Raw genomic sequence first — 25,518 nt, 5'->3', positions numbered from 1 at the left:
CGGGAGGGTGTGGGAGAGTAGGTCACCGCCGGACAACCATTACACGGTCGAGAGCCCCAACCACACGGTCGGGGCTCTCCCGCATTTAAACACCCCCACCCAACGCCAACCCGGACCACCCGGGCCGCGCGGACGCGCCAGACACCAACGCCCCTCATCACCCGCCGCCTGGAACCAGACGCCCCCTCAGCCGGGTGGCGCCGTCGTCCTTTCGTACTGTCACGGGCCTTCGGTGACCCGGAGGCCCGTCCGCTGAAGGCGGAATCCAGTGTCAAAGCCGCCGAATTCCGGTGATTTAGGTCAAAAAGTCGCGGAAACACGCGGAATTTGTCCCCCTCAGCGGTGCAAGCTGGTAAGTTTTCGAACAGTGGCTTGCACGCATGCCGTGTGCAGGCTCCAGAGATCCAAAGCGTCCAGGAGGACATAAATGGCTAAGAACCGTAGTGAACTTGTTGCAGAGGTAGCAGGCAAGGCAGGCACCAGCCAGGCAGCCGTCAACTCCGTGCTCGATGCACTGTTCGAGGTTTTCGAATCTTCCGTCGCCTCCGGCGAGAAGATCACCATCCCGGGCTGGCTCGCAGTTGAGCGTACCGACCGTGCAGCCCGCACTGGCCGCAACCCGCAGACCGGCGAGACCATCCAGATTGCAGCCGGCCACAGCGTCAAGCTGACCGCTGGTTCCAAGCTGAAGGCCGCTGTTTCCAACAAGAAGTAGTCTTTGCACACAGCTCAGCGGGGCGGCAACCATCTGGTTGCCGCCCCGCTTGCGTTTAACTTCGGCGTGCCCGGATTCACTCCTGCCGATTCGCCGCGCAGGCGGCGTTAGCGGACAATGGATAGGTGCCCTCAGCCGCAGAATCCCGTACCACACAGCCTGCCCCCAAACCGGGCAGCGGGTTGAACCAGGCCAGCGCCGGGCTCGGCATCACACGTTCCTGGCAGCTGGCGGGTCTCGCTGCGCTGTTTCTTGGGCTTGTTGCAGCCCTCCTCTTCACAGGCGCGGCCATGGCCCGTGAGGTCTCCGATCCAGGCGGCATGGTGCGCTGGGGCCTTCCCGTCAGCAAGGCGATCCATAACGTCTCGCTGGCAACAGTGATCGGCGGGCTCATCTTCGCCGCAGGCATTCTGCCCCGGACTGTGGACCGCCGCCGCGCCAAGGACGACGACGCCCCTGAGCACCCGGCCTTCTCCCGGGCCTTGGCCATCGCGGCCGCAGCCGGCGTGGCCTGGACGCTGTCGGCCATCGCCGTCCTGGTGCTCACCTATGCCGATGTGGCGGGCCAGGGCGTCTCTGGCGACGCCGAGTTCACCAGGGCGCTCGTTTTCTTCATGACCGACATTTCCACCGGACGCGCCTGGCTGACGGTGACCATCATCGCGGCCGTAGTCACCACCGCCCTGTTCGGTGTCCGCTCACTGACTGGCCTGGCACTGACCCTGCTGCTCGCGCTGATCGGGCTGACGCCCACAGCCCTCATCGGCCACTCCGCAAGTTCGAACGACCACGAGGGCGCCATCAGCTCGCTTGGACTCCACCTGGTGGGTGTCAGCATCTGGGTGGGCGGCATCATCCTGCTTGCCCTGCTCTCAGGCGTTGTCTCCGGCACACGCAGCTCCGCGGGTGGCGCGGTAGTGTCCCGACCGGGTGGAACCTTGGATATCACCGAACCCACATTGCGGCGGTTCTCCTCGCTTGCGGGATTCGCCTTTCTGCTGGTCTTTGCCTCCGGCGTGGTCAACTCCACCGTCCGGGTTGCCAGCTGGGCCGATCTGTTCGGCTCGCCCTACGGCCAGCTGATCGTGGCGAAGACCGCCGCCACCGTGGTCCTCGGCGGCATCGGGTTCATGCACCGGCAGTGGGTCATCCCGCAGCTGAACCGCAAGGGTGCGGGCCTGTCCTCGCGCCGCGTGCTGTGGCAGCTGGTTCTCATGGAACTCCTCATCATGGGGGCCACCTCGGGAATCGCCGTGGCACTCGGCCGCTCTGCGCCCCCCGAGCCCACCACCTATGCCCCCGACGCCTCGCCGGCGTTCATCCTGTCCGGCTACGAGCTGCCCCCGGAACTGACTCCGGAGCGCTGGCTCACCGAGTGGCGGGTGGACTGGATCTGGGTAACGGTCGCCGTATTCGGGCTCGCCTCCTACTTCCTGGGCGTGGCCAAGGTCCGCGCCCGCGGAGACAAATGGCCGATCTTCCGCTCCGTGAACTGGGTGGTCGGCCTGCTGGTGCTGACATACATCACCTCAGGGGCCCCGGCGGTCTACGGGCGCGTGCTGTTCTCTGCGCACATGGTGGACCACATGGCCCTCACCATGGTGGCTCCGCTCTTCCTGGTCCTCGGCGCACCCGTCACGCTCGCCCTGCGGGCCCTGCCGGCCAGGACCGACGGCTCCCGCGGCCTCCGCGAGTGGCTGCTCGTCTTCGTCCACTCCAAGTTCTCGCAGCTCGTGACGCACCCGCTCTTCGCCGCGGCCAACTTCGCCGGCTCGATCGTGCTGTTCTACTACTCCGACGCGTTCGGCTTCGCGATGCGCGAGCATGTGGGCCACGAGCTGATGATCCTGCACTTCGCACTGACCGGGTACATCTTCGTGCTCAGCATGATCGGCACCGATCCGCTGCCGCGGCGGGCACCCTACCCGCTGCGACTCGTGCTTCTGCTGGCCACCATGGGCTTCCACGCCTTCTTCGGCGTCGCGATCATGGGCGGCACCGGGCTGCTCGCGGCGGACTACTTCGGCAACCTTGGCCGGGAGTGGGGACCATCGGCCATTGTTGACCAGCAACTGGGCGGTGCCGTGGCCTGGGGCATCGGCGAAGTGCCCACGCTATTGGTGGCGATCGGCGTTGCCATCATGTGGTCACGGTCCGATGCGAGGGAGACGCGCCGCACCGACCGGGCGGCGGACAGGAATAACGACGCCGATCTCACCGCTTACAACGATATGTTTGCCAAATTGGCGGAACGCGACGCCAAGCTGGCTGAACGCAACTCAAAGCTGGAAGGACGCTGATGAGCGAAACCGTACGCACCCACCACCGGGTCCGCGCCTCCGAACTGGTGGGCCGCAACTGGCTCAACACCGGCGGCAAGACCCTGGACCTGGAGGCCCTGCGCGGCAAGATCGTGCTCCTGGATTTCTGGACCTTCTGCTGCATCAACTGCCTTCACGTCCTGGAAGAGCTCCGTCCGCTTGAGGAAAAATACTCCGACGTCCTGGTGACCGTGGGCGTCCACTCCCCTAAGTTCGAGCACGAGGCCGATCCCGTGGCCCTCGCCGCAGCCGTGGAGCGCTACGAGATCCACCACCCGGTTCTTGATGACCCCGAGCTGGACACCTGGAAGGCCTACACCGCCCGCGCCTGGCCCACGCTGGTGGTCATCGACCCCGAGGGCTACATCGTGGCCCACCTCTCCGGCGAAGGCCACGCCGACGGCCTCGGCGTGCTGATCCCCGAGCTCATCGCCAAGCACGAAGCCCGGGGGACACTCCACCGCGGCAGCGGCCCCTACGTCGCGCCGGAGCCCACGTCGGGCACCCTCCGCTTCCCGGGGAAGGCCCTGTTCCTCCCCGCCGGCCGGGGCTCGGCTTCGGGAAAGCCCGACGGCGGCGCCGCCCGCCCGGGTGCCGGCACTTGGCTGGTCACGGACACCGGCCACCACCGGATCGTGGAGCTCGACACCGACTTCCACACGGTACTCGGCACGTTTGGCACCGGCACAAAGGGATACGCCGACGGCCCGGGGAATGCCCTGGACTCCCGTGAGCCGGTCGCGGAATTCAACGAACCTCAGGGTCTTGTCCTGCTGCCGGAAGACGTGGCAGCGAAGACGGGCTACGACGTCGTGATTGCCGACTCCGTAAACCACCGCCTCAGGGGGCTGTCCCTCGCCGACGGAACCGTCACCACGCTCGCCGGCAACGGCGTGCAGCGCCTGCTGGAGACCGGTCCCGCCCGCGTGGACGAGGACGCCGCCGGCTTCACCGGGCGCCTCAGCGATCACCCGCTCGAGGTCTCCCTCAGCTCACCGTGGGACGTTGTATGGTCTTCCAAGCTCAACGCGGTGGTGATTGCCATGGCCGGCGTGCACCAGATCTTCAGCTTTGAACCGCTGACCGGGGAAGTGTCCATCATCGCCGGCAATGGCTTGGAAGGACTCCTCGACGGACCCGCCCACGAAGCCTGGTTCGCCCAGCCGTCCGGCCTTGCCGAGGACGCGGACGGCAACATCTGGGTGGCCGACTCAGAGACCTCTGCCCTCAGGAAACTGGTCATTGGCGACGACGGGACGGTCACAGTTGAATCCGCCGTGGGCAAGGGACTCTTCGACTTCGGGTTCCGCGACGGCGAGGCTGCCGAGGCGCGCATGCAGCACCCGCTCGGCGTCACGGTGCTCCCGGACGGTTCCGTTGCCATTGCCGACACGTACAACGGTGCCGTGCGCCGTTACGACCCCGCGACCAAAACCGTTTCCACCCTCGCCCGCGGACTCCTGGAACCCTCCGACGTCATCGTCGACCACACCCGGGTGGCAGGCAAGGAACCGCTCCTGGTGGTGGTCGAGGGCAACAAGCACCAGCTGGTCTACGTGCCCATCCCCAAGGAAGCCCAGCAGGTGGACGAGGGCGCGGTCCAGACCCACCGGCCCAAGAGCCCCGTCGCTCCGGGCCTGCTGGACCTGACAGTCCGCTTCGAGGCGCCCACCGGCCAGAAGCTCGATGACCGCTGGGGCGACCCCACCCAGCTGAAGATCTCGTCAACCCCTCCGGAGCTGCTCGTGGCGGGCGGCGGCACGTCCGTGGGACTGCTCCGCACCCTGGAGCTGGCCTCCGACGTACCCGAGGGCGTGCTGCACATTACGGCGCGCGCCGCGGCCTGCGACGGGCCCGAGACTGAGGACGGCGAGATCCCGGACCATGCCGCATGCCACCTGTACCAGCAGGACTGGGGCATCCCGGTGGTGCTGCAGGCCGACGGCGACGCAGAACTCGTGCTGGACCTCCGCGGCATGGACTGATCCGGCCGCCTTGTGCTGAACCGGCCCGGTTTTCGGCCCTCAGGGGCTGAGGACCGGGCCGGTCCTGTTCCTGCCGGGTTCAATAGTGGGCCAGTGCGACAGCTGCAGATGCCTTCAGGTTTTCCACATAGCCCGGTTCCGGCCTGCCTGACCGTCCCGGGAACGGACATTGTGGGTCCATGGACCCCTCGGACATCATCAACTCAGCCGGCGGCGTTCTCCTGACGCGGGACGTGCTGTCCAGGGGCGCCACAGAATCAGGCATACGGGCCGCCATCCGGTGCGGTGACGTGGTGCGTGTCGAACGGGGGCTTCTGGCTGTCAGCGGCGCCGACCCGGAACTGGTAGCGGCGGGCCGCTCCCGTGGCCTTCTCACGTGCGTGTCTGCGGCCCCTCGATTCGGGCTCTGGCAACTGCGCCCGGCTGCCCAGCCCCATTACTGGCACAGCAACGGGAGGAATGCGGTCCGGTGCGTCAGCCACCGCCTCGGGCTGACCCAGCGCCAGCACCATGGAACGTTAGCTGACCTGCCCGACGTGCTGCTCCATGCCCTCCTTTGCCTGCCGCCCCTGGAATCGCTGGTCATGGTGGAATGCGCGTACAACCGCGGAGACATTGATCCTGCCTTCTTCCGGCGTCACTTGGCCGGAAACCGCTGCGGGAAGGCCCGCGAGGTCGTGGCCAAGGTGGAACAGGGCGCGGATTCGCTGCTTGAGAGCCTGGCCCGCGTACTGTTCCGAGAGGCCGGGATCGCCACCGAAACCCAGGTCTGGCTGGACGGAATTGGCCGCGTGGACTTTCTCCTCGAGGGATTTTTGATTGTCGAGCTGGACGGCATCGCCTTCCACCTGGAACCGCGGCAGTTTAAGAAGGACCGCAGACGGGACAATTCGGCGGCAGTCCGAGGCTTTCCCGTACTGCGCTTCTTCTATGACGACGTGGTGCACGCGCCGGATGTCATGCTGTCCCAGGTGCGGGAGGTCTTGGCCCGGGGGTCGCTCCGCTGGCCGCAGCCGGACCGGCCCGGTTTTGCCGCTTCCAGGCAGCTGGTTCGGCCATGACGGCGTGACAGGTGCCTCAAAGCTGGGCCAGTTGGGCGGCCGTGGTGGACAGCAGTCCTGGAAACGCGGCCTAGAAGCTGAGGAGCGGCGTGACCTTGATGGTGTCGCCGTCGATGTCCAGGCGCGTCGTGAAGCTGAAATCGTGCTCCACGTCCAGAGGCGAGACGCCGCCTGTGAAGAGGTCGACCTGCTGGGCGGTGATCCTGGCCTTGCCGTCCAGGGGCGCAACCACCCACTTGCCCTCGAACGGCTCGATGCTGATCTTCGGGTACTCGGTGATGCTCCACTTGATGGTTCCGTCCACCACCCTGTTGGCGGTGGCGTGGTAGAACGGGCAATCGGGCTGCAGTCGCTGCTGTTTGATGGCGTCTGCGGCACAGCTGTCCAGGAATTCCTTGACCCTGGACGCCACGGCCTGGTTCAGGTCGTCCGTCGCCTGCGTCAGGAGATTCAGCGGCGCGGCGGGCACGTCCCGGGCAGCGACGGTGGCCCGGGTGGGCTTCGCCGAGAAGAACTCCCCGTTCAGGGAGGCCTCGAACTCGCCCGGGTAGAAAACGGCAAAGCTGCCGCGGCCGCCGGGCGTGTTCACCGGCACCCCGTTAAGCGTGGCTTCGTTCGAGTTCACCACAGTGACGTCGATCGTGGGCAGGGCGGCAGGAACGAACGCCCACTTGTTGAAGAAGAGCCACTCCGTCCCGGTGCTTTCCAGCAGGAATTCAGTGCGCAGGCGGCTGCCGTCGATCGTGTACTCCATGGGCACCATTACACGCTTGCCGCCGCGGGCTACCGCATCGCCGATCTTGACATTCGCGATGCGTGACGCGGAGGTCTGCAGCGCTGTGCCGTCGAGCATGGCCGGGTCTGCATCCGGCACCGAGGCGCGGAGGAGGCCCAGTGCCCGCTCGCCCTCACCCTTCTGGAGGGCGTCCAGATACTCCCGGACGGGCTGCTGCGGGCCGGCTACGGAGCTGTTCACGAGATTGACCGAAACAATGGCTCCGGCCACGGCAAGCATGAGGCCCAGCAGCCACCCGGCCGCCATTTTCACCAACGCTTGACTCATCTGCACGCCCCTTACGTTACCTGCTAGTTATGCGAACTCAGGAGTTGCAGGTTCCGGGCATGACGTACACAGGAAAGGAGAGCGTCCGACGGCGGGGCGTCACCGACGGTGGCGACGCCCCTTGGCATTAGCGGCGGCGCCGGGACGAGGTGCCGAAAACGCCGCGTAACAGTTCGCGGCCCAGCTGGGTTCCCATCGACCGGACCATGCTTTTCAAACCGCTGCCAAGGGCTCCGCCGAGTGCCCCGCTGATGTCCTCCATCATCCCGCCGGCCGGCTGCGCGGAGCGTGGCGCGGGCGCACGGTCGGGTTCCGGGGCGGGCCGGCTGCTGGGTCGTCCAAGGATTTCCTCCTCGATGCGGCGGGCCTCTGCGTCCACGGTGTCCGGATTTATGCTGCCGGGGATGAACACCTCGCTGGCCGGAGTCGGAGGCTGGCCCGGTGCAGCAGGCCCCGTCGAAGCAGCGGCCTGGCCGGACAGTTTTTCGTACGCTGACACGCTGTCCACGGCTGTTCCGTACTTGGCCAGCAGCGCCGAGCCTGCCACCGTGCTTTTGACCAGCTCGCTTGTGCTGGGACCCATGACTGACTCTGGGGCCCGCAGGCGGGTGAGCGCAACGGGCGTAGGCGCGCCCTTCTCATTCATCACCGTGACAACTGCCTCGCCGATGCCAGCGGACGTTAGGGTCTCCTCAAGGTCGTAGTCACTGACAGGGAAGGTCGAGACCGTGGCCTTGAGTGCTTTGGCATCCTCCGGTGTGAAGGCCCGGAGCGCGTGCTGAACGCGGTTGGCCAATTGGCCGAGCACATCGGCAGGAACGTCCTTCGGCGTCTGCGTCACGAAGAAGATACCCACACCCTTGGACCGGATCAGCCGAACCGTGGTGGTGATCGCCTGGAGGAAGGCCTTGGAGGCGTCATTGAACAGCAGGTGGGCCTCGTCGAGGAAGAACACCAGCTTCGGTTTGTCGAGATCACCCGCCTCGGGCAGGTCTTCGAACAGGTCCGCCAGCAGCCACATCAGAAATGTGGAGAACACCATGGGCTTGGTCTGCAGAGTGGGAAGTTCGAGGCAGGTAATGACCCCGCGGCCGTCGGGGGCAGTGCGGAGGAGCTCGGCGGTGTCGAACTCCGGCTCGCCAAAGAAGCGCTCCATCCCCTGTGCCTCCAACGCCACGAGCTCCCGGAGGATGACGCCGGCCGTAGCCTTCGACAGGCCGCCGAGTTCCTGCAGGGCGTCCTTGCCCTCGTCGGAGGTGAGGTGCTGGATGACGGCCCGGAGGTCCTTCAGGTCGATCAGCTCGAGGTTGTTCTTGTCAGCGAAGTGGAAGACCAGCTGGAGGCTGGACTCCTGGGTGTCGTTGAGCTCCATGATGCGCGACAGCAGCAGGGGTCCGAAGGACGTGATGGTGGCGCGGACCGGAACGCCGCTGCCGTCGCCGCCAAGGGCCAGGAACTCGACCGGGAACGCCTTGCCCGCCCACTGCTGCCCAATGCTCTCGGTCCGCGCCGCGAGCTTTTCGCTCCCCGTGGCGGCCGTGGCAAGGCCGGACAGGTCGCCCTTGATGTCGGCCAGGAAAACGGGCACCCCCGCGGCGGAGAGCTGCTCGGCCATCATGTGCAGCGTGACTGTCTTGCCCGTGCCGGTGGCGCCGGCCACCAGCCCGTGCCGGTTCATCATGGCCAGGGGCAACCGGACCGGCGCGTCTTTGTGGACTTCGCCGTCGACGATGGCGGCCCCCAGTTCGATGGTGGCGCCCTCAAGCGCATAGCCCTTTTGGATCGTGGCGACTTTGTCTGCTGTTGATTTGTTGGCCATGCGGCTAGCTTAGTGGCGCACCAAGACCCGGCGACCAGTGGCGGCCTACAAAACTGTGGACAGCATCACCTGGCCTGTCAGAAATAACCCTCACGCCGCCGTCGTTGTCGAAAGTGTGCCGCGCAACCACCCCAGCCGGCCGCCCGTGATCCGCAACGAAAGGCCGGCTCCCCTGTGACTGTTCCCCTATCCATCCTTGACCTTGCGACCATCGGCAAGGGCCAGACGGCGGCGGAGAGCTTCGCCGGGAGCGTGGCCATGGCCCAAAGCGCGGAGGAGCTTGGTTACCGGCGGGTCTGGTACGCGGAGCACCACAACATGTCCTCAATTGCGTCCTCGGCCACGAGCGTCCTGATCGCCCATGTGGCTGCCCATACCGAAAGCATCCGGCTGGGAGCGGGCGGCGTGATGTTGCCCAACCATTCGCCGCTCACCATCGCCGAGCAGTTCGGAACCCTGGAAACGCTGCACCCGGGGCGCATCGACCTGGGACTCGGCCGTGCACCGGGCAGCGACCAAAACACCATGCGGGCACTGCGCCGCGATGCCTCTTCGGCCGAGACCTTCCCGCAGGACGTGCTGGAGCTGCAGGGCTACCTGACCGGTCCCACACGCATCCAGGGCGTGGAGGCGACGCCGGGCAAGGGAACCAACGTGCCCCTGTACATCCTTGGATCGTCCCTGTTCGGTGCCCGGCTCGCCGCCCAGCTGGGGCTGCCCTACGCCTTCGCCTCGCATTTTGCGCCGAACGCGCTCCAGGACGCGGTGGCCGTCTACCGCCGCGAATTCAGGCCTTCCGAGCAGCTGGAGGCACCGCATGTCATCGCCGGTGCCAACGTCATCGCCGCCGACTCGACGCCCGAAGCCCAGGAGATGCTTCGGGCCACCCTGCGCGCCCGCGTCTCGCTGTTCTTCGGCGGCGGGAGGGAGTTTACCGATGACGAAGCGGACATGATCCTGGATTCTCCCCAGGGCCAGCACGTCGCACAGATGATGAAATATTCGGCCGTCGGAACACCGGACGTCGTGCTGGAGTACCTGGACGGCTTCGCCAGGCACGCCGACGCCGACGAACTCATCGTCGCTCACCAGGCGACGGGCACGTCCGCGCGGCTGCGCTCGGTGGAACTGCTGGCCGAGGCTGCGGGCCTGGTCCGCGCCTAGGCAAGACGGTTGCTGTTGGCGGCCACAGCAGAAGGCGCCGCCGAAGTTACACGATCGCAATGACCGGGATATTCAGGGGAAACGGCCGCGTCTGACACTGAGAGGATCAACGTCCATTTGGGGATGATCCTAAGGAATTCCGAGCATGCCAACTCCGCTCAATCAAACGGTGGCCGATTCCGCACTGTTGACCAAATCCCTGCCGCTGGGCCTGCTGAGGGCGTTCGTCCAGTCGGATGCCGCCGACGACGGGTTGACGCCCCAGCTGCTCGGCGAACTGAAGATCCTGGCACGCACCCCGGGGCTGCTGGTGGCCTGCAACTACGGCGGAACGCTCTGCGCGGCGGAGGGCATCTCCACCGAGACCCTGCCCCTGGGCGGTGCGGCGATTGCGCTCCGCGCTTTGGCCGCCCTGCCCAACACGCATGCGGCCGTCATTTCGGGCCGGTCGCTGCGGGACCTGGCAGCGGTGTCACGGCTTCCCGCGGAAGTGCACCTCGTCGGATCCCACGGTGCGGAGTTCGACATGGGGTTCGCCCACGGCCTGTCCCTGGCCACCGAATCTGTCCTGCAGCAGGCCAACCAGGCCCTCCTCGAATCCATTGGCGCGTACAAGGGCATCAGCATCGAACGGAAGCCGGTGGCGGTCTCGGTGCACACCCGGCCGGCCGCCCCCGAAATCGTAGCCGAGGCGGCGCAGAAGGCCGAGGAAGTGGCCAAGGCCCTGGGCCTCTTCTTCATCGTGGATGGTTCGGTGCTGGACCTGTCGGTGGTGGAGCCCTCCAAAGCAGACGCGCTTGAACACCTGCGGTCCAGGCTCGGCGTGAGCGCGGCGCTGTACGCCGGTGACGCGGTGAGCGATGAATTCGCGATGGCCACGCTCCGCGGGCCCGACATGGGGCTGTGGGTTGGAGAGCTTCCGAGCCAGGCCAAGCACCGGCTGCGGGATCCGGAATCGTTTGCACGGGTCCTGGCGATCCTCTTTGAGCTGCGGCGTGCCTGGCTGTTCGGTGAAGACGCGGTGGGCCTGGAGCGCCACTCCATGATTGGCAACGGCTCGTCAACGGCACTGCTCACGCCCGACGCCAAGATCTGCTGGATGAGCCACCCCCTGCCGGACTCGGGCTCGCTGTTTGCCCACCTCCTGGGCGGTGACGCCGCGGGCCACTTCTCGGTGGAACCGGTCAAGGCCTCGCAGGTGCTGGGCCAGCGCTACGTGGACAGCACGATGATCGTGGAGACCCGCTGGGCGGACGTGACTGTGACCGACTACCTTGAACCCGCCCCCGAGGGGATCACGAGTTTGGTCCGGGTGCTGTCCGGAACGGGAGCCGCCCGGATCGTCTTCGCACCCCGGCCGGACTATGCCAACGCCCCGTTCAGCATGGAGGCGCGCGGTAGTGAGTTGCACGTCGCCGGCACGTCCGATCCCATCATCCTGCTGGCCCCCGGGGTCAGCTTCTCCATCACCTCGGACGGCCGGCACGCCACGGCCACGGCCGAGGTCAACCTGCGGCAGGGTCCGGTGATCCTCAACCTTCGCTGTGGCGACACCGAGGCCCAACGCCCCCCGGAGGGGACGGACGAAGCGGCGACGGACGAAGCCGCCCGCCGCTCCGCCGTCGCGCACCATTCCCGCCGCTGGGTGCAGGATCTTACCCTGCCGTCCGTCAAACCGTCATTGGTACGCCGTTCAGCCCTCGTGCTGCGGGCCCTCGTCCATGAGCCCACCGGTGCCGTGCTCGCGGCGCCCACCACGTCGCTTCCGGAAGGGATCGGCGGAACCCGCAACTGGGACTACCGCTACTGCTGGCTGCGGGACGGCTCCATGACGGTGAACGCACTCGTGGACCTGGGCTCGACGGAGGAGGCCGACGGCTTCCTCCGCTGGCTGGGCAGGATCCTGGCCAATGCTCCCGGGCCGGAATGGCTGCACCCGCTCTACTCGGTCACCGGCGCACCGCTGTCGACGGAAGCGATTATTGAAAGCCTGCCGGGCTATGCGGGATCGCGGCCCGTCCGGATCGGCAATGCCGCGGACCACCAGGTTCAGCTGGACGTGTTCGGGCCCATCGCGGAGCTGATCCACGGGCTGAGCGAGGCCCGGGGTTCACTGGCGGACCCGCACTGGGACCTGATGGTGCAGATGGCCCATGCGGTGCTGGCCCGGTGGCACGAGCCGGACCACGGGATCTGGGAGGCCCGGCGGGCCCCGCGGCATCACGTCTACACGAAGGTAATGTGCTGGGTGACGCTGGACCGGGCCCTGCGCACAGCCGCCCGCCACGGCCGGGAGCCCGAACCCAGCTGGGCCGGCACCGCGGCCACCATCCGGGATGAGGTGCTCCGCGAGGGGTGGGACGATGCCGCCGCCTCCTACACTGTGGCCTATGACAGCCCGGACCTAGATGCCGCGGTCCTGCACATCGGACTGTCGGGCCTCCTGGACGTCGGCGACCAGCGGTTCCTGGACACCGTGACGGCCGTGGAACGCGAGCTTCGCGTGGGCCCCACCGTTTTCCGCTACAGGTACGACGACGGCCTGCCGGGCCTGGAGGGCGGCTTCCACATCTGCACCACCTGGCTCATCGAGGCGTATGTGGCAGTGGACCGCATTTCCGAGGCGTGGGACCTGTTCGATCAGCTGGTGAACCTGTTCGGGCCCACGGGGCTGCTGCCGGAGGAATACGACCCCGGCACGGAAACGCACCTGGGCAACCACCCGCAGGCCTATTCGCACCTCGGGTTCATCCGCTGCGCCCGCCTCCTGGACCGGCACCAGCGGGGCTAAGCCGTCCATGGGCAGTACAGCCAGGCCGGGATATGCCGTTCCGGCCGGCTGGTTCTCGCTAGCTGAGGCCTGGCCGCGACGCTGAGAAGATTGCGGGAGCGGGGCCGGCGCCGGTGGCGAGGTCTGCCAGCATCCTGCCGACCACCGGCGTGAATTTGAAGCCGTGGCCGGCAAATCCCGCACCGATCACCACGGGACCGAGCCGGTCAAGGATGAAGTTGTGGTCCGCGGCGGTGGTGTAGGTGCAGCTGATGTCCGTCATGGAGTCGGTATCCACGCCTGGCAGCCACTGCCTCGCGTAGCGTTGCAGCGCGGCCCGCTGCGCCGGTTCGGGCTGGAACGATCGGCGGTCCGGATCCACCACCGGCCCCACTCCGTGCCAGCCGGCCTTGATTCCCTCGCCAGGGGTGTGCATCCCGTACACGGGGGAGTACCAGTCCGCGTAGTCCGGGCCGGTCCCCGGGAAATGGTTGAACCCGGGCCAGGCTGCGCCGTCGTCCGCTATGCCGAAATGCGCGGGCTGCTCCTGCGTGACAGTCAGCCGCGGCGTTCCCGGCATGCTGCCAAGCAGTTTCGAGGTCCAGCCGCCGGCGGTGACCACCGCCTGGCGCGCGGTGAGCACCTCGGTGGCGCCGCCGTCGTCCACGGTGACGCGGACGCCGTCGTCGAGAACCTGCAGGTCCACCACCTTTACATGGTGCCGCACCTCGGCGCCGTGCAGGACCGCCAGCCGCTGGAGGGCCGGCAGCGCCAGTTCGGGATTGAGCTGTCCGCCGTCCGGCATGAACAGCACCTGCTGGTCGAAACGAATCCCGCGCCAGCGCTCGCCGGCCTCCGCCGTCGGCAGGAACTCGGCCCGCAGGCCGGCATGGTTCAGCGCGGCATGCATCGCGCCGAGCGCCGGGTCAGGGCCGTGGTTTACGACGCCGGTGCGCGCCAGCAGCTGCTCGCCGCTTTCCTCCTCGAGCACGCGCCAGAGGCGGAGCGTTTCCGCCAGCATGGCAACGTAGTCCGGCTCGGAATAGGCAAGGCTGAGGTTCCGGGTGGCGCCGTGCGATGCGCCGATGCTGTGCCCCAGCCCAAACTGCTCCAGCAGGGTCACGTCCCGGCCGCGGCGCGCCAACGCCCACGCCGCTGCGGATCCCATGGCTCCGCCGCCAATGACCACAGTGTCCAGGCTAGTGTTCACGATTCCTCCCAAGTCGGGCCGGTGTCGGTCAGGGTCATGTCAGCAGCACCGCCACGCCGATCATGGCCGGCACCGCCACGACGGTGGTGATCAGCACCGTGTCCTTGGCGACAGTGAGGCCGGTCCGGTACCGGCTGGCTGCCACAAAAACGTTCTGGGCCGTCGGCAAGGCGGACGTGACCACGGCCGCGAAGAGTGCGTGGCCTTCCATGCCGAGAGCGAAGCGTGCGAAGAGGTAGGCGATACCCGGGTGGACGATGAGCTTGAACGCGCTCGCAACAAGGGCATCCACCCTGCGCGCTGTGGCTGCCTGCAGCGGCCGGGAACCGTTCAGGCTCATGCCGAAGGCCATCAGCATGGCGGGAATGGCGGCGCCGCCGATCAGATGAATGGGCTGCAGGATCAAGGGCGGGACCTGCCAGCCGGTTCCAGCAACCACGAGGCCAAGCGCAGAACCCACGATCATTGGGTTCTTCAGGATCATCAGGACGAACCGCAGCGGGGTGGTGCGGTGCGCGCTGGTGGTCGAATCCAGCGCCATGAGGAGCAGCGGAGTAAAGAACGCGAGCTGGAAGATCAGCAGGGGAGCCACATAGCTGGCGTCGCCCAGGACGTATACGGCGATGGGAATGCCCAGGTTTGCGGAGTTGGCCAGCGACGCGCTCATCGACGACACCAGGGATTCGGACGTGCTGCGCTTGAGCAGGAACCTGACGATGACGAAGAAAATGGCGGCGGTGGCCAGTGCTCCCACAGCGGCAACCAACAGCGGGGCGGCAAAAACTTCCTGGAGCCGGGCCTTGCTCAGGGTCTCGAAGAGCAGCGCCGGGCTGGCCACGAAAAAGGTCAGGCCGCTGAGGACCTGGCGGGCGTTATCGCCCAGGATGCCCCGCCGGCCAACGAACATTCCCACCAGGATGATGGACCAGACGACGAAAAAGCCCGCAAGTACGCCTAGCATTCGGCTGTCGCTGCAGGCTCGGATGTACTGGGGGAGGCGTCCACGGTCCCAGCCTAATCAGATTTATTCTGCGAAGGATTGGCTTGTGGCAGGATCTCGTTATTCGGGCAAGCCCGCAGCCTCAGCTGAGGGAGGCGTTGTTCAGCGCAAACGGCGGGCGCAGGAGGCCGGGGGTGAGGCCTTCGGCGGGGTCGTTGCCCAGCTGGATGATCTTGTTGTTCTTGTCGACGTGGACCACCTTGGGATCGTAGGCCCGCGCTTCCTCGGTGGTCATCTCGGCGTACGTGATCAGGATGACGACGTCGTTCTCGTGAACCAGGTGCGCGGCCGGGCCGTTGATGCCGATCACGCCTGAACCGCGTTCCCCGGCGATGGTGTAGGTCTCGAGCCGGGCGCCGTTGGTGACGTCCACAATGGCGACGAGCTCGCCGGGAAGAATGTCGGCAGCGTCCAGCAGGTCCAGGTCCACGGTGACGGAACCCACGTAGTGCAGGTCTGCGTGCGTGACGGTGGCGCGGTGGATTTTGGACTTAAACATTGTGCGATTCATAACCTGAACAGTCTAACGCCGGGGTCAACCTTTGGCTGTGAGCCAGGGAACACTATGCCGGGCCCTCCATCTCGTGGTCTTTCGAGGCCGCGATGGAGGCGGCAGTAGTTGCCAGGATCTCCCGGGCCGCGAGAATGGCCGGGCGCTGGGCGCTGGAGCGTCGCACGGAGGTGAATACTGTCCTGCGCGGTTTCTCGGGCAGTTCAATCAGCTCGGCAGTGGTGCCGCGTCCGGTCCACACAAGATCCGGCATGAGGCCCACGGCATTGCCCGACTCGATCAGCCGGATTTGGGCCTGCAGGTCAGCGGTTTCGAAACGCACGTCGGGTTCGAACCCGGCACTCCTGCACGCCTGTTCAGCCCAGTGGCGGGAAGCCGCGCCGCGGGGCTCCATGACCCAGGCCAACTCCGCCGTATCCGCAAGGGACGTGATTGGTGGCCGTTCCCCTGACTCGGGCGGAACGGCCAGCCGGATGGCATCGGTGGTCAGTCTGATCCGGTCCAGCTCCGGATAACGCGGAGCGGCATGGCCCGGGTACTGCTCGGCGATGACAATGTCGAAGTCCCTGGCCCAGGTCTCGTGGAGCGCCGTTTCGGGTTCCCGCTGGGTCATTTCGATCCTGACCTCGGGGTATGTTCCGGCCATGAGCGTCAGGGTGTCCGGCATGAGGGCCAGCGCCGCCGACTGGAAGACCGCGATCCGGACGGTCCCCGAGACAGTGGTGAGGGAGGCCGCGAGGTCGGCTTCCGCCTGCTCCAGCGTCTCGAGCAGTTGGGCGGTATGGGCCACGAGAACCTCCGCCTGGGGCGTGAGCTGCACTTTCCGTCCGGTTTTCCTCAACAGTTCCACACCCGCTTCCTTCTCAAGAAGGGCCAGTTGCTGCGAGACTGATGACGGACTGTACTGCAGGGCTGCGGCCACCTCTGCGAGGGTGCCCCGGATCTTCAGCTCGCGGAGCAGCCTCAGGCGGCGAACATCGAGCATAGACTGTTCCTTCGTAAGATCTAATGAATATTGATTAGTATTAGTCACTTTATCTAATGCAACGTTCCTTGCATACTGATCACTGTTACCCCCATCACAGGGCGGATGATGGGGCCGCACCCTACGCAGGAGTCCCCGTATGACAACCAAAGACCCCACCCAGTCCATCCTTAGGCGAAAGCCCATAGATGACATCGAAATCGAGAACAAGCACAGCGGCCTCTTCAAGTCCCTCGGACTGTGGCAGCTCACGGCCATCGGAGTCGGTGGCATTATCGGCGTCGGCATCTTTTCGCTGGCGGGGCTCGTGGCCCATGGCAGTGAGGGCACGCCGGGCGTCGGCCCCGCGGTTCTGTTTTCCTTCCTGATCGCCGGCCTGGCCTCAGCCGCCGCGGCCCTTTCCTACGCCGAGTTTGCCGGCATGATCCCCCGCGCCGGCTCCGCGTACACCTACGGCTACGTTGCCCTCGGCGAAGTGATCGGCTGGTTCATCGGCTGGGACCTGCTGCTGGAATACATTGCCATCGTGGCGGTGGTGGCCATTGGCATCTCCGGCTACTTCGATGCGTTCCTGTCCGGCATCGGCATCCAGATGCCGGTCTGGATGACCTCCACGCCGGATGAAGGCAAGGGCGGCATCGTCAACATCCCCGCCATCCTGGTCTGCCTGTTGGTCACTTGGATCCTGTCGCGCGGAACCAAGGCATTTGGCCGGTTTGAGCTCGTGGCCGTGGCCATCAAGGTGATCCTCATCCTCTTCATCATCGGACTGGGCGTCTTCTACATCAATGCAGAGAACTTCAACCCGTTCATGCCCAGCGGCATTGGTCCGGTCTTTGCCGGCGCCGCCACGGTGTTCTTTGCCGTGTTCGGCTACGACGCCATGAGTACGGCCGCGGAAGAGGCTACCGACGGCAAAAAGCACATGCCCAAGGCCATCATCCTGTCTCTGGTCATCGCCATGCTCCTGTACGTCGCGGCCACGCTGGTCCTCACGGGAATGCAGAACTACCAGGACATCGATCCTGCCGCCGGCTTCGCGTCGGCATTCACGGGAGTCGGCCTGCCGGTTATTGCGACCATCATTTCGGTCTTTGCCGTGCTGTCCATCCTCACGGTGATGCTGACCTTCCTCCTGGGTGTGACCCGAGTGTGGTTCTCCATGAGCCGCGACGGCCTGCTGCCGGGCTGGTTCTCCAAGACAGACAGCCACGGCACGCCCCAGCGCGTAACCTGGATCGCCGGTGTCGCGTCTGCACTGCTGGCCGGCGTCTTTCCCATCAAAGCCGTGGCGGACCTCACCAACATCGGTATTCTTGCCGCCTTCGTCGTGGTCTGCTTTGCGGTCATTGTGTTCCGCTACAAGAAGCCCGACGCGCCGCGCGAGTTCCGCCTGCCGCTGATGCCCCTGGTCCCGGCCTTCGGCGTCCTGGCCTCGGCCTTCCTCATGTTCCAGCTTCACTGGGAAACGTGGATGCGCTTCGGCGTCTGGCTTGTCATTGGCCTGGTCATCTACTTCGGCTACGGCCGCAGGCACTCCCTGATGAACCCGAACAGCCCCAGGCACGAGGAAGCCGTGGAGATGCACACACCCGTGTAGTTCAGCGCTCACTTATTTACTGCGGCCAATGCCGCAGCGCTCCCTCACTCTTGGAGCGGCCTGCGAACCCTTCCTCACCGTGGTGAGGAAGGGTTCGTTGCTTGGCGCGAAAGGTGAGGGAGCGTCCCGGTTGCAGGGGAATTTGAGGCGCGGGGCGGCTGTCATAAATGATCGGCTTTTCTAACCTGTATCGCTCAGGAAAGATCGCTTTATCTTACGTGAGTTGAAGCCCATACTGATGAATAAGAGCTCACCACCCACGGAAAGAACGAGAACTAGCCATGACCCACATCGCAACGGATCACCGTGTTTCTGCAGGCAAGGACGCCGCCGAGACCGGCGCCGTCGCTACCCGCCCGGCGGGTACCCCCGTCGCCGAAGCGGCGGCCCTGTCCGATGCAGCCATCGCGCTGGTGCGCCGGTGGCTGACCGAAGCCGCCAAGATCCCCTCGGACGCTTCAGCGGAACAGCTCGCCGGTGTCCTCAAGGACCCGAACGGCCTGGACTTCACGGTTGGCTTCGTGGACGGCGTGGTCCGTCCCGAGGACCTCAAGGTCGCCGCCCGGAACCTTGCGGCGCTGGCACCAAAGGTTCCTGCCTTCCTGCCCTGGCACATGCGCAGCGCCGTCCGCCTCGGCGGCACCATGGCGCCGGTCCTCCCGAACGTCGTCATCCCGATCGCCCGCCGCGTCCTGCGTGAAATGGTGGGCCACCTGATTGTCGACGCCACGGACGCCAAGCTGGGACCCGCCATCGCGAAAATCCGCAAGGACGGCATCAAGCTGAACGTCAACCTCCTCGGTGAGGCAGTCCTGGGCGAAAACGAGGCATCCCGCCGGCTCGAGGGCACCCACACCCTGCTGGCGCGCCCGGACGTCGACTACGTGTCCATCAAGGTCTCCTCCACCGTTGCCCCGCACTCCGCCTGGGCCTTCGACGAAGCCGTGGAGCACGTCGTCGAGCGGCTCACCCCGCTGTTCGCCCGCGCCGCCTCCTTCGCCGGCGCCGGGCAGAAGGCCAAGTTCATCAACCTGGACATGGAGGAATACAAGGACCTGGACATGACCATCGCGGTCTTCACCAGGATCCTGGACAAGCCCGAGTTCAAGAACCTCGAGGCCGGCATCGTGCTGCAGGCCTACCTCCCGGACGCACTGTCCGCCATGATCCGCCTCCAGGACTGGGCGGCCGCCCGCCGCGCCGAGGGCGGCGCCGCCATCAAGGTCCGCGTGGTCAAGGGCGCCAACCTGCCCATGGAACAGGTCGAATCCTCGCTCCATGACTGGCCGCTGGCCACCTGCGGCAGCAAACAGGAATCGGACACCAACTACAAGCGCGTCATCAACTACTCCCTGCACCCGGACCGCATCCGGAACATCCGGATCGGCGTGGCAGGCCACAACCTCTTCGACATCGCCTTCGCGTGGCTGCTCGCCAAGCAGCGCGGCGTTGAATCCGGCGTTGAATTCGAAATGCTGCTCGGCATGGCCCAGGGCCAGGCCGAAGCCGTGAAGAAGGACGTCGGTTCCCTGCTGCTCTACACACCGGTGGTTCACCCGGCCGAGTTCGACGTCGCCATCGCCTACCTGATCCGCCGCCTCGAAGAGGGCGCCAGCCAGGAAAACTTCATGTCCGCAGTATTCGAGCTCAGCGAAAACGAAGCGCTGTTCGAGCGCGAGAAGCAGCGCTTCCTCTCCTCCCTGGAAAAGCTCGATGACGAGGTGCCGCCGCCCAGCCGCCAGCAGAACCGTAACCTCCCGGCCGTGCCCATGCCGCACGACCACTTCGAGAACACGCCGGACACCGATCCTGCCCTTCCCGCCAACCGCGACTGGGGCCGGGCCATCCTGGACCGCGTGCCGTCCTCGACGCTGGGCAACGCTGCCGTCGAGGCCGCGACCATCACGGATGCGGACACCCTCAACACGGTCATCGCGACCGCCGTCGACAAGGGCAAGGCCTGGGGTGCGCTGACCGGCGCCGAACGCGCAGAGATCCTGCACCGCGCCGGCGACGTCCTTGAAGCCCACCGTGCCGACCTGCTGGAGGTTATGGCCAGTGAAACGGGCAAGACCCTCGACCAGGGCGACCCGGAAGTCAGCGAGGCCGTTGACTTCGCGCACTACTACGCTGAATCAGCCCGCAAGCTGGACGACGTCGACGGCGCCACCTTCGTCCCGGCGAAGCTCACCTTGGTGACTCCGCCATGGAACTTCCCAGTAGCCATTCCGGCCGGTTCGGTCCTTGCGGCACTTGCCGCCGGATCCGCCGTCGTGGTCAAGCCTGCCAAGCAGGCCCGCCGCAGCGGCGCCGTCATGATCGAGGCGCTGTGGGAGGCCGGAATTCCCCGCGACGTGCTGACCATGGTGCAGCTGGGCGAGCGTGAGCTCGGCCGGCAGCTGATCTCCCACCCTGCCGTGGACCGCGTGATCCTCACCGGGGGCTACGAAACCGCAGAACTGTTCCGGTCCTTCCGCAAGGACCTGCCCCTGCTGGCAGAGACCAGCGGCAAGAACGCCATCATCGTCACCCCGAGCGCGGACCTCGACCTCGCGGCAAAGGATGTTGCCTACTCGGCCTTCGGCCACGCCGGACAGAAGTGCTCCGCAGCCTCACTGGTGATCCTGGTGGGCTCGGTTGCCAAGTCCAAGCGCTTCCGCAACCAGCTGATCGATGCCGTTACTTCCCTGAAGGTCGGCTACCCGGAAGACCCCACGAGCCAGATGGGCCCCATCATCGAGCCCGCCAACGGAAAGCTCCTGAACGCCCTCACCACCCTGGGCGACGGCGAGAACTGGGCCGTGGAACCCCGCAAGCTGGACAACACCGGCCGGCTGTGGAGCCCGGGCGTCCGCTACGGCGTCAAGCGCGGGTCCTACTTCCACCTGACCGAATTCTTCGGCCCGGTGCTGGGCGTCATGACAGCCGAAACCCTGGAAGACGCCATCGCCATCCAGAACGAAGTGGACTACGGCCTCACTGCGGGCCTGCACTCCCTCGACGCCGAAGAGCTCGGCCTGTGGCTCGACACCATCCAGGCCGGCAACCTCTACGTGAACCGCGGAATCACCGGGGCCATCGTGCAGCGCCAGCCCTTCGGCGGCTGGAAGAAGTCGGCCGTCGGCGCCGGCACCAAGGCCGGCGGACCCAACTACCTTGTCGGCCTCGGCGAGTGGACCAGCAGGGAAAGCTCGCAGGGTGCCGCTGCGCGCATCACCCACCCCGGTGTTGGCCGTCTCGTCAACGCGGTGCAGGGCGAGCTCGACGCGGCAGAAATCGAGGCGCTGGAGCGTGCACTCGGCTCCGACGCCCTCGCCTGGGCTGACGAATTTGGTACAGCGAAGGATGTCTCCGCCCTGAGCGCTGAGCGCAACATCTTCCGGTACCGCAACCTTCCGGTCACCGTCCGTCTGTCCGACGGCGAGCCCCTCCGCGCGCTCGTCCGCACGGTAGCCGCCGGCGTCCTGGCCGGTTCGCAGCTGACGGTCTCCACCGCCGTCGCCCTTCCGGCGCAGCTCCGCTCGGTGCTGACCGGACTGGACATCCCGGTGACGGTGGAGGACGACGCCGCGTGGCTGGCTTCCGCCGGCCGGCTTGCCTCCGCCGGCAAACTGTCGGGTGCGCGCATCCGCCTGATCGGCGGGTCCGCTGCTGAGTTGGCCGAGGCAATCGGCGGCCGTCCGGATGTGGCCGTCTACCCGCACGCGGTGACGGAAGCCGGCCGCGTTGAGCTGCTGCCCTTCCTGCACGAGCAGGCCGTCAGCATCACGGCGCACCGGTTCGGCACGCCTAGCCACCTGTCGGATTCGCTGATCTAGCAATATGCCTGCCGCGGGCCTGGGTCCGCGGCAGGCACGGCCATGCCACAAGGAACTGGCGGGCACAAAAGAACTGGCGGGCACCATCGGTGCCCGCCAGTTCTGCGATGTTGGTGATGAGACCCTGCGTGGTGGTGAGACCTGCTGGTTTCTCCAGTTAAGCCCGGGGCCTAGCCCAGGTACCAGCCCGGCGGTGCCCAGGACGAGGGGACGCTGTGGGCGGAAAATTCCTCGCACCTTGTGCAGGTGTAGGCTGCTTCGCCCAGCGTCCTGACGGTGCCGTCCTGGCGGTATCTGGGCGGAACGAAAGACTCAAGGTAGATGAATTCGTCTGTTCCGCATTTGTCGCAGTTCGGCTTGGCGACGTACTCGGTGTCCACTGTCATGGAGTGGTGGGGGAAATGGCGATTTGCGGCTGTGGTCACGGCGTGCCTATCCCGAATATTGCCTGCCTCGTTGCAGGATATTCGTATCGAATGACTGTCATCAGCCGCTGCATGACCTCCAACAGTCACAGCATAAGGGAGCTGCGAACGGTTATCAATGGTTTTTGCCCGTATCCCGGTGCAGGCAGGGTACAAACCCTGCCTCTTCAGGGTGCCATGCCGGCCTGGTCAACGCGTCGATGACCTCGGCGACCCCCAATGGGAGACGGTCCGCGAACGCGTTACTTCTTCTTTGCCGGCATCGGCTTCGCGGTGGCCTTGTCCAGTGAGCTGGCCGGCGCTGCGGCGGCCCTCTTATCGGCGCGCTTTTCCTTGATGGATTTGCTGGATTTCTTGGATGCTGCTTGACGGGGGGACTTGTCAGCCATGTTTGCTCCTGTAGCGGAACCGAAGAGGTTCCAGACTTCTGACCATACAGGTAGTGACCTAATGCGGTCTTGCGGCGGGGGTGGAGACGGGCCGGGGCGAATCATGGCTAATGGAGCGGCTGACGGGAATCGAACCCGCGTATCGAGCTTGGGAAGCTAGCGCTCTACCATTGAGCTACAGCCGCGTGCACCGGATCGCGCCGGGGCAAAACTAGCTTAGCGCAGTTGAAGGGGCCAGTACGCCCACCGGCTGTGCGTGTCCCCGTTCCGGGCCGCCGCGGGCTATGCGTGAATCCCAGCTGCGCATGAATCCCGGCTCACAGGTCCTCCGGCCGCAGCCGAGGGGCTCCCGGCGGCGGGTTGATGCTATTTTGGGAGGTGTGCTGATCTCTGACCGCGACATTCGTGCCGAAATTGATTCCGAACGGATCGTCCTGGACCCGTACGACTCCGCGATGGTGCAGCCCTCCTCGGTTGATGTCCGGATCGACCGTTTTTTCCGGTTGTTCGACAACCACAAGTACGCGCACATAGACCCCGCCGAGGAGCAGCCCGAACTGACCCGCCTCGTGGAAGTGGAGGAGGGCGAGCCGTTCATCCTGCACCCGGGAGAGTTCGTTCTGGGCTCCACCTATGAGACTGTCAGCCTCCCGGACGATATCGCGGCCCGCCTTGAAGGCAAGTCCTCCCTGGGCCGGCTCGGCCTGCTGACGCACTCCACCGCGGGCTTCATCGACCCCGGATTCTCCGGCCACGTGACGCTGGAGCTGTCCAACATGGCCACGCTGCCCATCAAGCTATGGCCCGGCATGAAAATCGGCCAGCTCTGCTTCTTCCGGCTGACCTCCGCCGCCGAGTACCCCTACGGTTCCGGCGAGTACGGCAACCGCTACCAGGGCCAGCGCGGGCCTACCGCCAGCCGCAGCCACCTGAACTTTCACCGCACGGACATTTAGCGGCTTCTGTCAGGCCCGCACCGCTTCGGGGGTTGCCGGGCGGGAGAATTTCGCGAGCACAGGCTCCACATAGCGGGCAGCGAGCGGGCCAAGGATCGCCATTATCAGGACATAGGCCGTAGCGAACGCGGCCAGTTCGGCGGAGACTGCTCCTGAGGCCACGGCCAGCCCGGCGATGACGATCGAGAATTCGCCGCGCGCAACGAGGGCAGCCCCTGCGCGGAAGCGGCCGCGCCGGGCAATGCCTGCCCGCCAAGCCGCCCACACCCCGGTGATCATCTTCGTGGCGGCGGTGATGACCGCCAGGACGAGCGCCCAGCCCAGCACCGGGGGTATGGAGGCAGGGTCCGTGTTCAGGCCGAAGGCCACGAAGAAGATGGCGGCGAACAGGTCGCGCAATGGCTCAAGGATCCGCGTTGCGCTGTCTGCCGTGGCCCCGGAAATGGCAATGCCGAGCAGGAAGGCACCAACGGCGGCCGACACCTGCAGCGCCGACGCCAAACCTGCGACGAGGAGTGCTGCGCCGAGCAGGTTGAGGAGGAAGACCTCGGAATTTTCGCTGTGCACTGCCTGGGAGACGCGATGGCCGTGCCTCAGTGCCACCGCCAGCACCACTGTGACCACGGCCAGTGAAATGCCAACGGTCAGCATGCCTTCGAGGAAGCTGATCCCTGCGAGTGTCGCCGTCAGGATGGGCAGGTACATGGCCATCGCCAGGTCCTCGAAAACGAGGATGGAGAGAACCACAGGCGTTTCCCTGTTGCCGATGCGGCCAAGGTCGGTGATGACCTTGGCCGCAATGCCGGAGGAGGAGATATAGGTGACGCCGCCCATCACCATGGCGCCTACGGCGCCCCATCCCAGCATCACGGCGAGAGCTGCCCCGGGCAGGAAATTCAGGACAAGGTCCAATACGCCGCCCTTCCAGGAGCGGCGCATGCCCTGGACCAGTTCCGATGCGGAATATTCCAGCCCGAGCATCAACAGCAGCAGGATCACACCGATCTCGCCGGAGAGATGCGCGAAACTTTGGATGCCTTCGAGCTTCATCAGGCCGCCGGCGCCGAAGAACAGGCCTCCCACCAGGTACAACGGGATGGGGGACATGCCGATTCGCCCGGCGAGCCGGGCCAGCAGGCCTAAGCAGAACACGACGGCCCCCAGCTCGATGAGGGTCAGTGCCAGCTCGTCCATCGGGGTCAGCCGTTGCGCAGAATATCGGCTGCTGTATCAAGGCCTTCCTGCGTGCCGACTGCGACCAGGAGGTCGCCAGTGTGAAGGACGACGTCGGGCCCCGGCGAGGGGACCACCTCACCTTCACGCATGATCGCCACAATCGAGACGCCGCACCGGGTGCGGATGCACGCCTTGCCCATGGGCTGGTTTTGGAACGGCGAGTCCGCAGTGATCGAGAACTGCCTCGTGACGATGCCCGGCACCTCTTTGTGTGCCTCCGTCAGCTTCATGGCCAAATGCTGGCCGCCGAGCAAATTGCCGAGGGTGGCGGCTTCATCGCCGGTCAGTGGAATGGAGGCCTGGCAGGTGTCGGGGTCGTCCCACGTGGAGACGAACAGTTCCGTCTGACCCTCGCGCAGCTCCACCACTCCGATCCGCCGCCCGGAGGCCGTCATGAAGTCCTTGCGCCTGCCGAGGCCGGGGAGGTCCGTCTCTTCCACGTTCATACCATCAGCCTAATCCGCCAGCGGACAGTTTGGGCGTCGTCGGC

At 66.0% G+C, this 25,518-nt stretch carries 19 protein-coding genes and 1 tRNA gene; 9 read left to right on the top strand and 11 right to left on the bottom strand.

Going from position 1 to position 25,518, the window contains the following annotated elements; all coding sequences use genetic code 11:
• The first annotated feature begins 427 nt into the window (after positions 1-427).
• From ACIP90_RS14960 to ACIP90_RS14945, 4 genes are all read left to right on the top strand, one after another.
• Positions 428-715: an HU family DNA-binding protein gene (locus ACIP90_RS14960; RefSeq protein WP_056625601.1), complete on the top strand. Its 288-nt coding sequence runs from the start codon at positions 428-430 to the stop codon at positions 713-715.
• Positions 716-840: 125 nt separating this feature from the next.
• A complete protein-coding gene (locus ACIP90_RS14955; RefSeq protein WP_400580198.1) occupies positions 841-3,015 on the top strand; it encodes a cytochrome c oxidase assembly protein in 2,175 nt (724 codons plus the stop codon).
• Complete coding sequence (locus ACIP90_RS14950) at positions 3,015-5,021, top strand: NHL domain-containing thioredoxin family protein (RefSeq protein ID WP_400580197.1); 2,007 nt, start codon at positions 3,015-3,017, stop codon at positions 5,019-5,021. The genes ACIP90_RS14955 and ACIP90_RS14950 overlap by 1 nt, the downstream gene beginning before the upstream one ends.
• 179 nt (positions 5,022-5,200) lie before the next feature.
• On the top strand, positions 5,201-6,082 hold the full coding sequence (locus tag ACIP90_RS14945) for an endonuclease domain-containing protein (protein ID WP_400580196.1): 882 nt from the start codon (positions 5,201-5,203) through the stop codon (positions 6,080-6,082).
• Between the two features lie 70 nt (positions 6,083-6,152).
• Here the strand turns inward: ACIP90_RS14945 and ACIP90_RS14940 are convergent, their stop codons facing one another.
• Complete coding sequence (locus ACIP90_RS14940) at positions 6,153-7,145, bottom strand: hypothetical protein (protein WP_400580195.1); 993 nt, start codon at positions 7,143-7,145, stop codon at positions 6,153-6,155.
• A gap of 127 nt (positions 7,146-7,272) precedes the next feature.
• On the bottom strand, positions 7,273-8,964 hold the full coding sequence (locus ACIP90_RS14935) for a helicase HerA-like domain-containing protein (RefSeq protein ID WP_400580194.1): 1,692 nt from the start codon (positions 8,962-8,964) through the stop codon (positions 7,273-7,275).
• A 174-nt stretch (positions 8,965-9,138) separates the two neighbouring features.
• Between ACIP90_RS14935 and ACIP90_RS14930 the strand changes: the two genes are divergently transcribed.
• Together ACIP90_RS14930 and ACIP90_RS14925 are read left to right on the top strand one after the other, a co-directional pair.
• A complete protein-coding gene (locus ACIP90_RS14930; protein WP_400580193.1) occupies positions 9,139-10,128 on the top strand; it encodes an LLM class flavin-dependent oxidoreductase in 990 nt (329 codons plus the stop codon).
• 145 nt (positions 10,129-10,273) lie between these two features.
• Positions 10,274-12,919 carry a trehalase-like domain-containing protein gene (locus ACIP90_RS14925; protein WP_400580192.1) on the top strand — a complete coding sequence of 882 codons (2,646 nt, stop codon included), beginning with the start codon at positions 10,274-10,276 and terminating at the stop codon, positions 12,917-12,919.
• 58 nt (positions 12,920-12,977) lie between these two features.
• Here the strand turns inward: ACIP90_RS14925 and ACIP90_RS14920 are convergent, their stop codons facing one another.
• The 4 genes from ACIP90_RS14920 to ACIP90_RS14905 all read right to left on the bottom strand — a co-directional run bounded on the left by ACIP90_RS14920 (position 12,978) and on the right by ACIP90_RS14905 (position 16,604).
• Positions 12,978-14,108, bottom strand: coding sequence for an FAD-dependent oxidoreductase (locus ACIP90_RS14920; protein ID WP_400580191.1), 1,131 nt, complete (start codon positions 14,106-14,108; stop codon positions 12,978-12,980).
• 34 nt (positions 14,109-14,142) lie between these two features.
• Positions 14,143-15,069, bottom strand: a complete 927-nt coding sequence (locus ACIP90_RS14915) for an AEC family transporter (RefSeq protein ID WP_400580190.1) — start codon at positions 15,067-15,069, stop codon at positions 14,143-14,145.
• Between the two features lie 121 nt (positions 15,070-15,190).
• Entirely contained in the window at positions 15,191-15,619 is a 429-nt protein-coding gene (gene panD, locus ACIP90_RS14910) for an aspartate 1-decarboxylase (RefSeq protein ID WP_400580189.1), read from the bottom strand.
• A gap of 52 nt (positions 15,620-15,671) precedes the next feature.
• Positions 15,672-16,604, bottom strand: a complete 933-nt coding sequence (locus ACIP90_RS14905) for a LysR family transcriptional regulator (protein ID WP_400580188.1) — start codon at positions 16,602-16,604, stop codon at positions 15,672-15,674.
• A gap of 139 nt (positions 16,605-16,743) precedes the next feature.
• On the opposite strand from ACIP90_RS14905, the gene ACIP90_RS14900 reads away from it, so the two are divergent.
• Together ACIP90_RS14900 and ACIP90_RS14895 are read left to right on the top strand one after the other, a co-directional pair.
• The gene (locus ACIP90_RS14900) at positions 16,744-18,204 is read left to right on the top strand and encodes an amino acid permease (RefSeq protein WP_400580187.1); all 1,461 of its coding nucleotides are present in this window, start codon (positions 16,744-16,746) and stop codon (positions 18,202-18,204) included.
• A 281-nt stretch (positions 18,205-18,485) separates the two neighbouring features.
• Complete coding sequence (locus tag ACIP90_RS14895; protein ID WP_400580186.1) at positions 18,486-22,022, top strand: bifunctional proline dehydrogenase/L-glutamate gamma-semialdehyde dehydrogenase; 3,537 nt, start codon at positions 18,486-18,488, stop codon at positions 22,020-22,022.
• A 170-nt stretch (positions 22,023-22,192) separates the two neighbouring features.
• Here ACIP90_RS14895 and ACIP90_RS14890 read toward each other — a convergent pair whose 3' ends face one another.
• From ACIP90_RS14890 to ACIP90_RS14880, 3 genes are all read right to left on the bottom strand, one after another.
• Positions 22,193-22,447 carry a hypothetical protein gene (locus tag ACIP90_RS14890; protein WP_400580185.1) on the bottom strand — a complete coding sequence of 85 codons (255 nt, stop codon included), beginning with the start codon at positions 22,445-22,447 and terminating at the stop codon, positions 22,193-22,195.
• A gap of 242 nt (positions 22,448-22,689) precedes the next feature.
• Positions 22,690-22,836, bottom strand: a complete 147-nt coding sequence (locus ACIP90_RS14885; RefSeq protein ID WP_400580184.1) for a hypothetical protein — start codon at positions 22,834-22,836, stop codon at positions 22,690-22,692.
• A gap of 111 nt (positions 22,837-22,947) precedes the next feature.
• Positions 22,948-23,021: transfer RNA gene (locus ACIP90_RS14880), tRNA-Gly, on the bottom strand.
• Between the two features lie 195 nt (positions 23,022-23,216).
• Here ACIP90_RS14880 and dcd point away from each other — a divergent pair.
• Positions 23,217-23,792, top strand: a complete 576-nt coding sequence (gene dcd, locus ACIP90_RS14875; protein WP_205652723.1) for a dCTP deaminase — start codon at positions 23,217-23,219, stop codon at positions 23,790-23,792.
• A gap of 9 nt (positions 23,793-23,801) precedes the next feature.
• On the opposite strand, the gene ACIP90_RS14870 is transcribed toward dcd, so the two are convergent.
• Positions 23,802-24,986 (bottom strand): cation:proton antiporter, encoded by a 1,185-nt coding sequence (locus tag ACIP90_RS14870; RefSeq protein ID WP_400580183.1) that lies wholly within the window; start codon positions 24,984-24,986, stop codon positions 23,802-23,804.
• A gap of 5 nt (positions 24,987-24,991) precedes the next feature.
• On the bottom strand, positions 24,992-25,474 hold the full coding sequence (locus ACIP90_RS14865; protein WP_205652721.1) for a cation:proton antiporter regulatory subunit: 483 nt from the start codon (positions 25,472-25,474) through the stop codon (positions 24,992-24,994).
• Positions 25,475-25,518 lie beyond the last annotated feature (44 nt).

Origin of the sequence: Arthrobacter sp. NPDC093139 (assembly GCF_044754165.1) — a bacterium.
In the GTDB taxonomy this organism is placed as follows: Bacteria; Actinomycetota; Actinomycetes; order Actinomycetales; family Micrococcaceae; genus Arthrobacter.
This window is presented reverse-complemented; position numbering and strand designations above follow the sequence as displayed.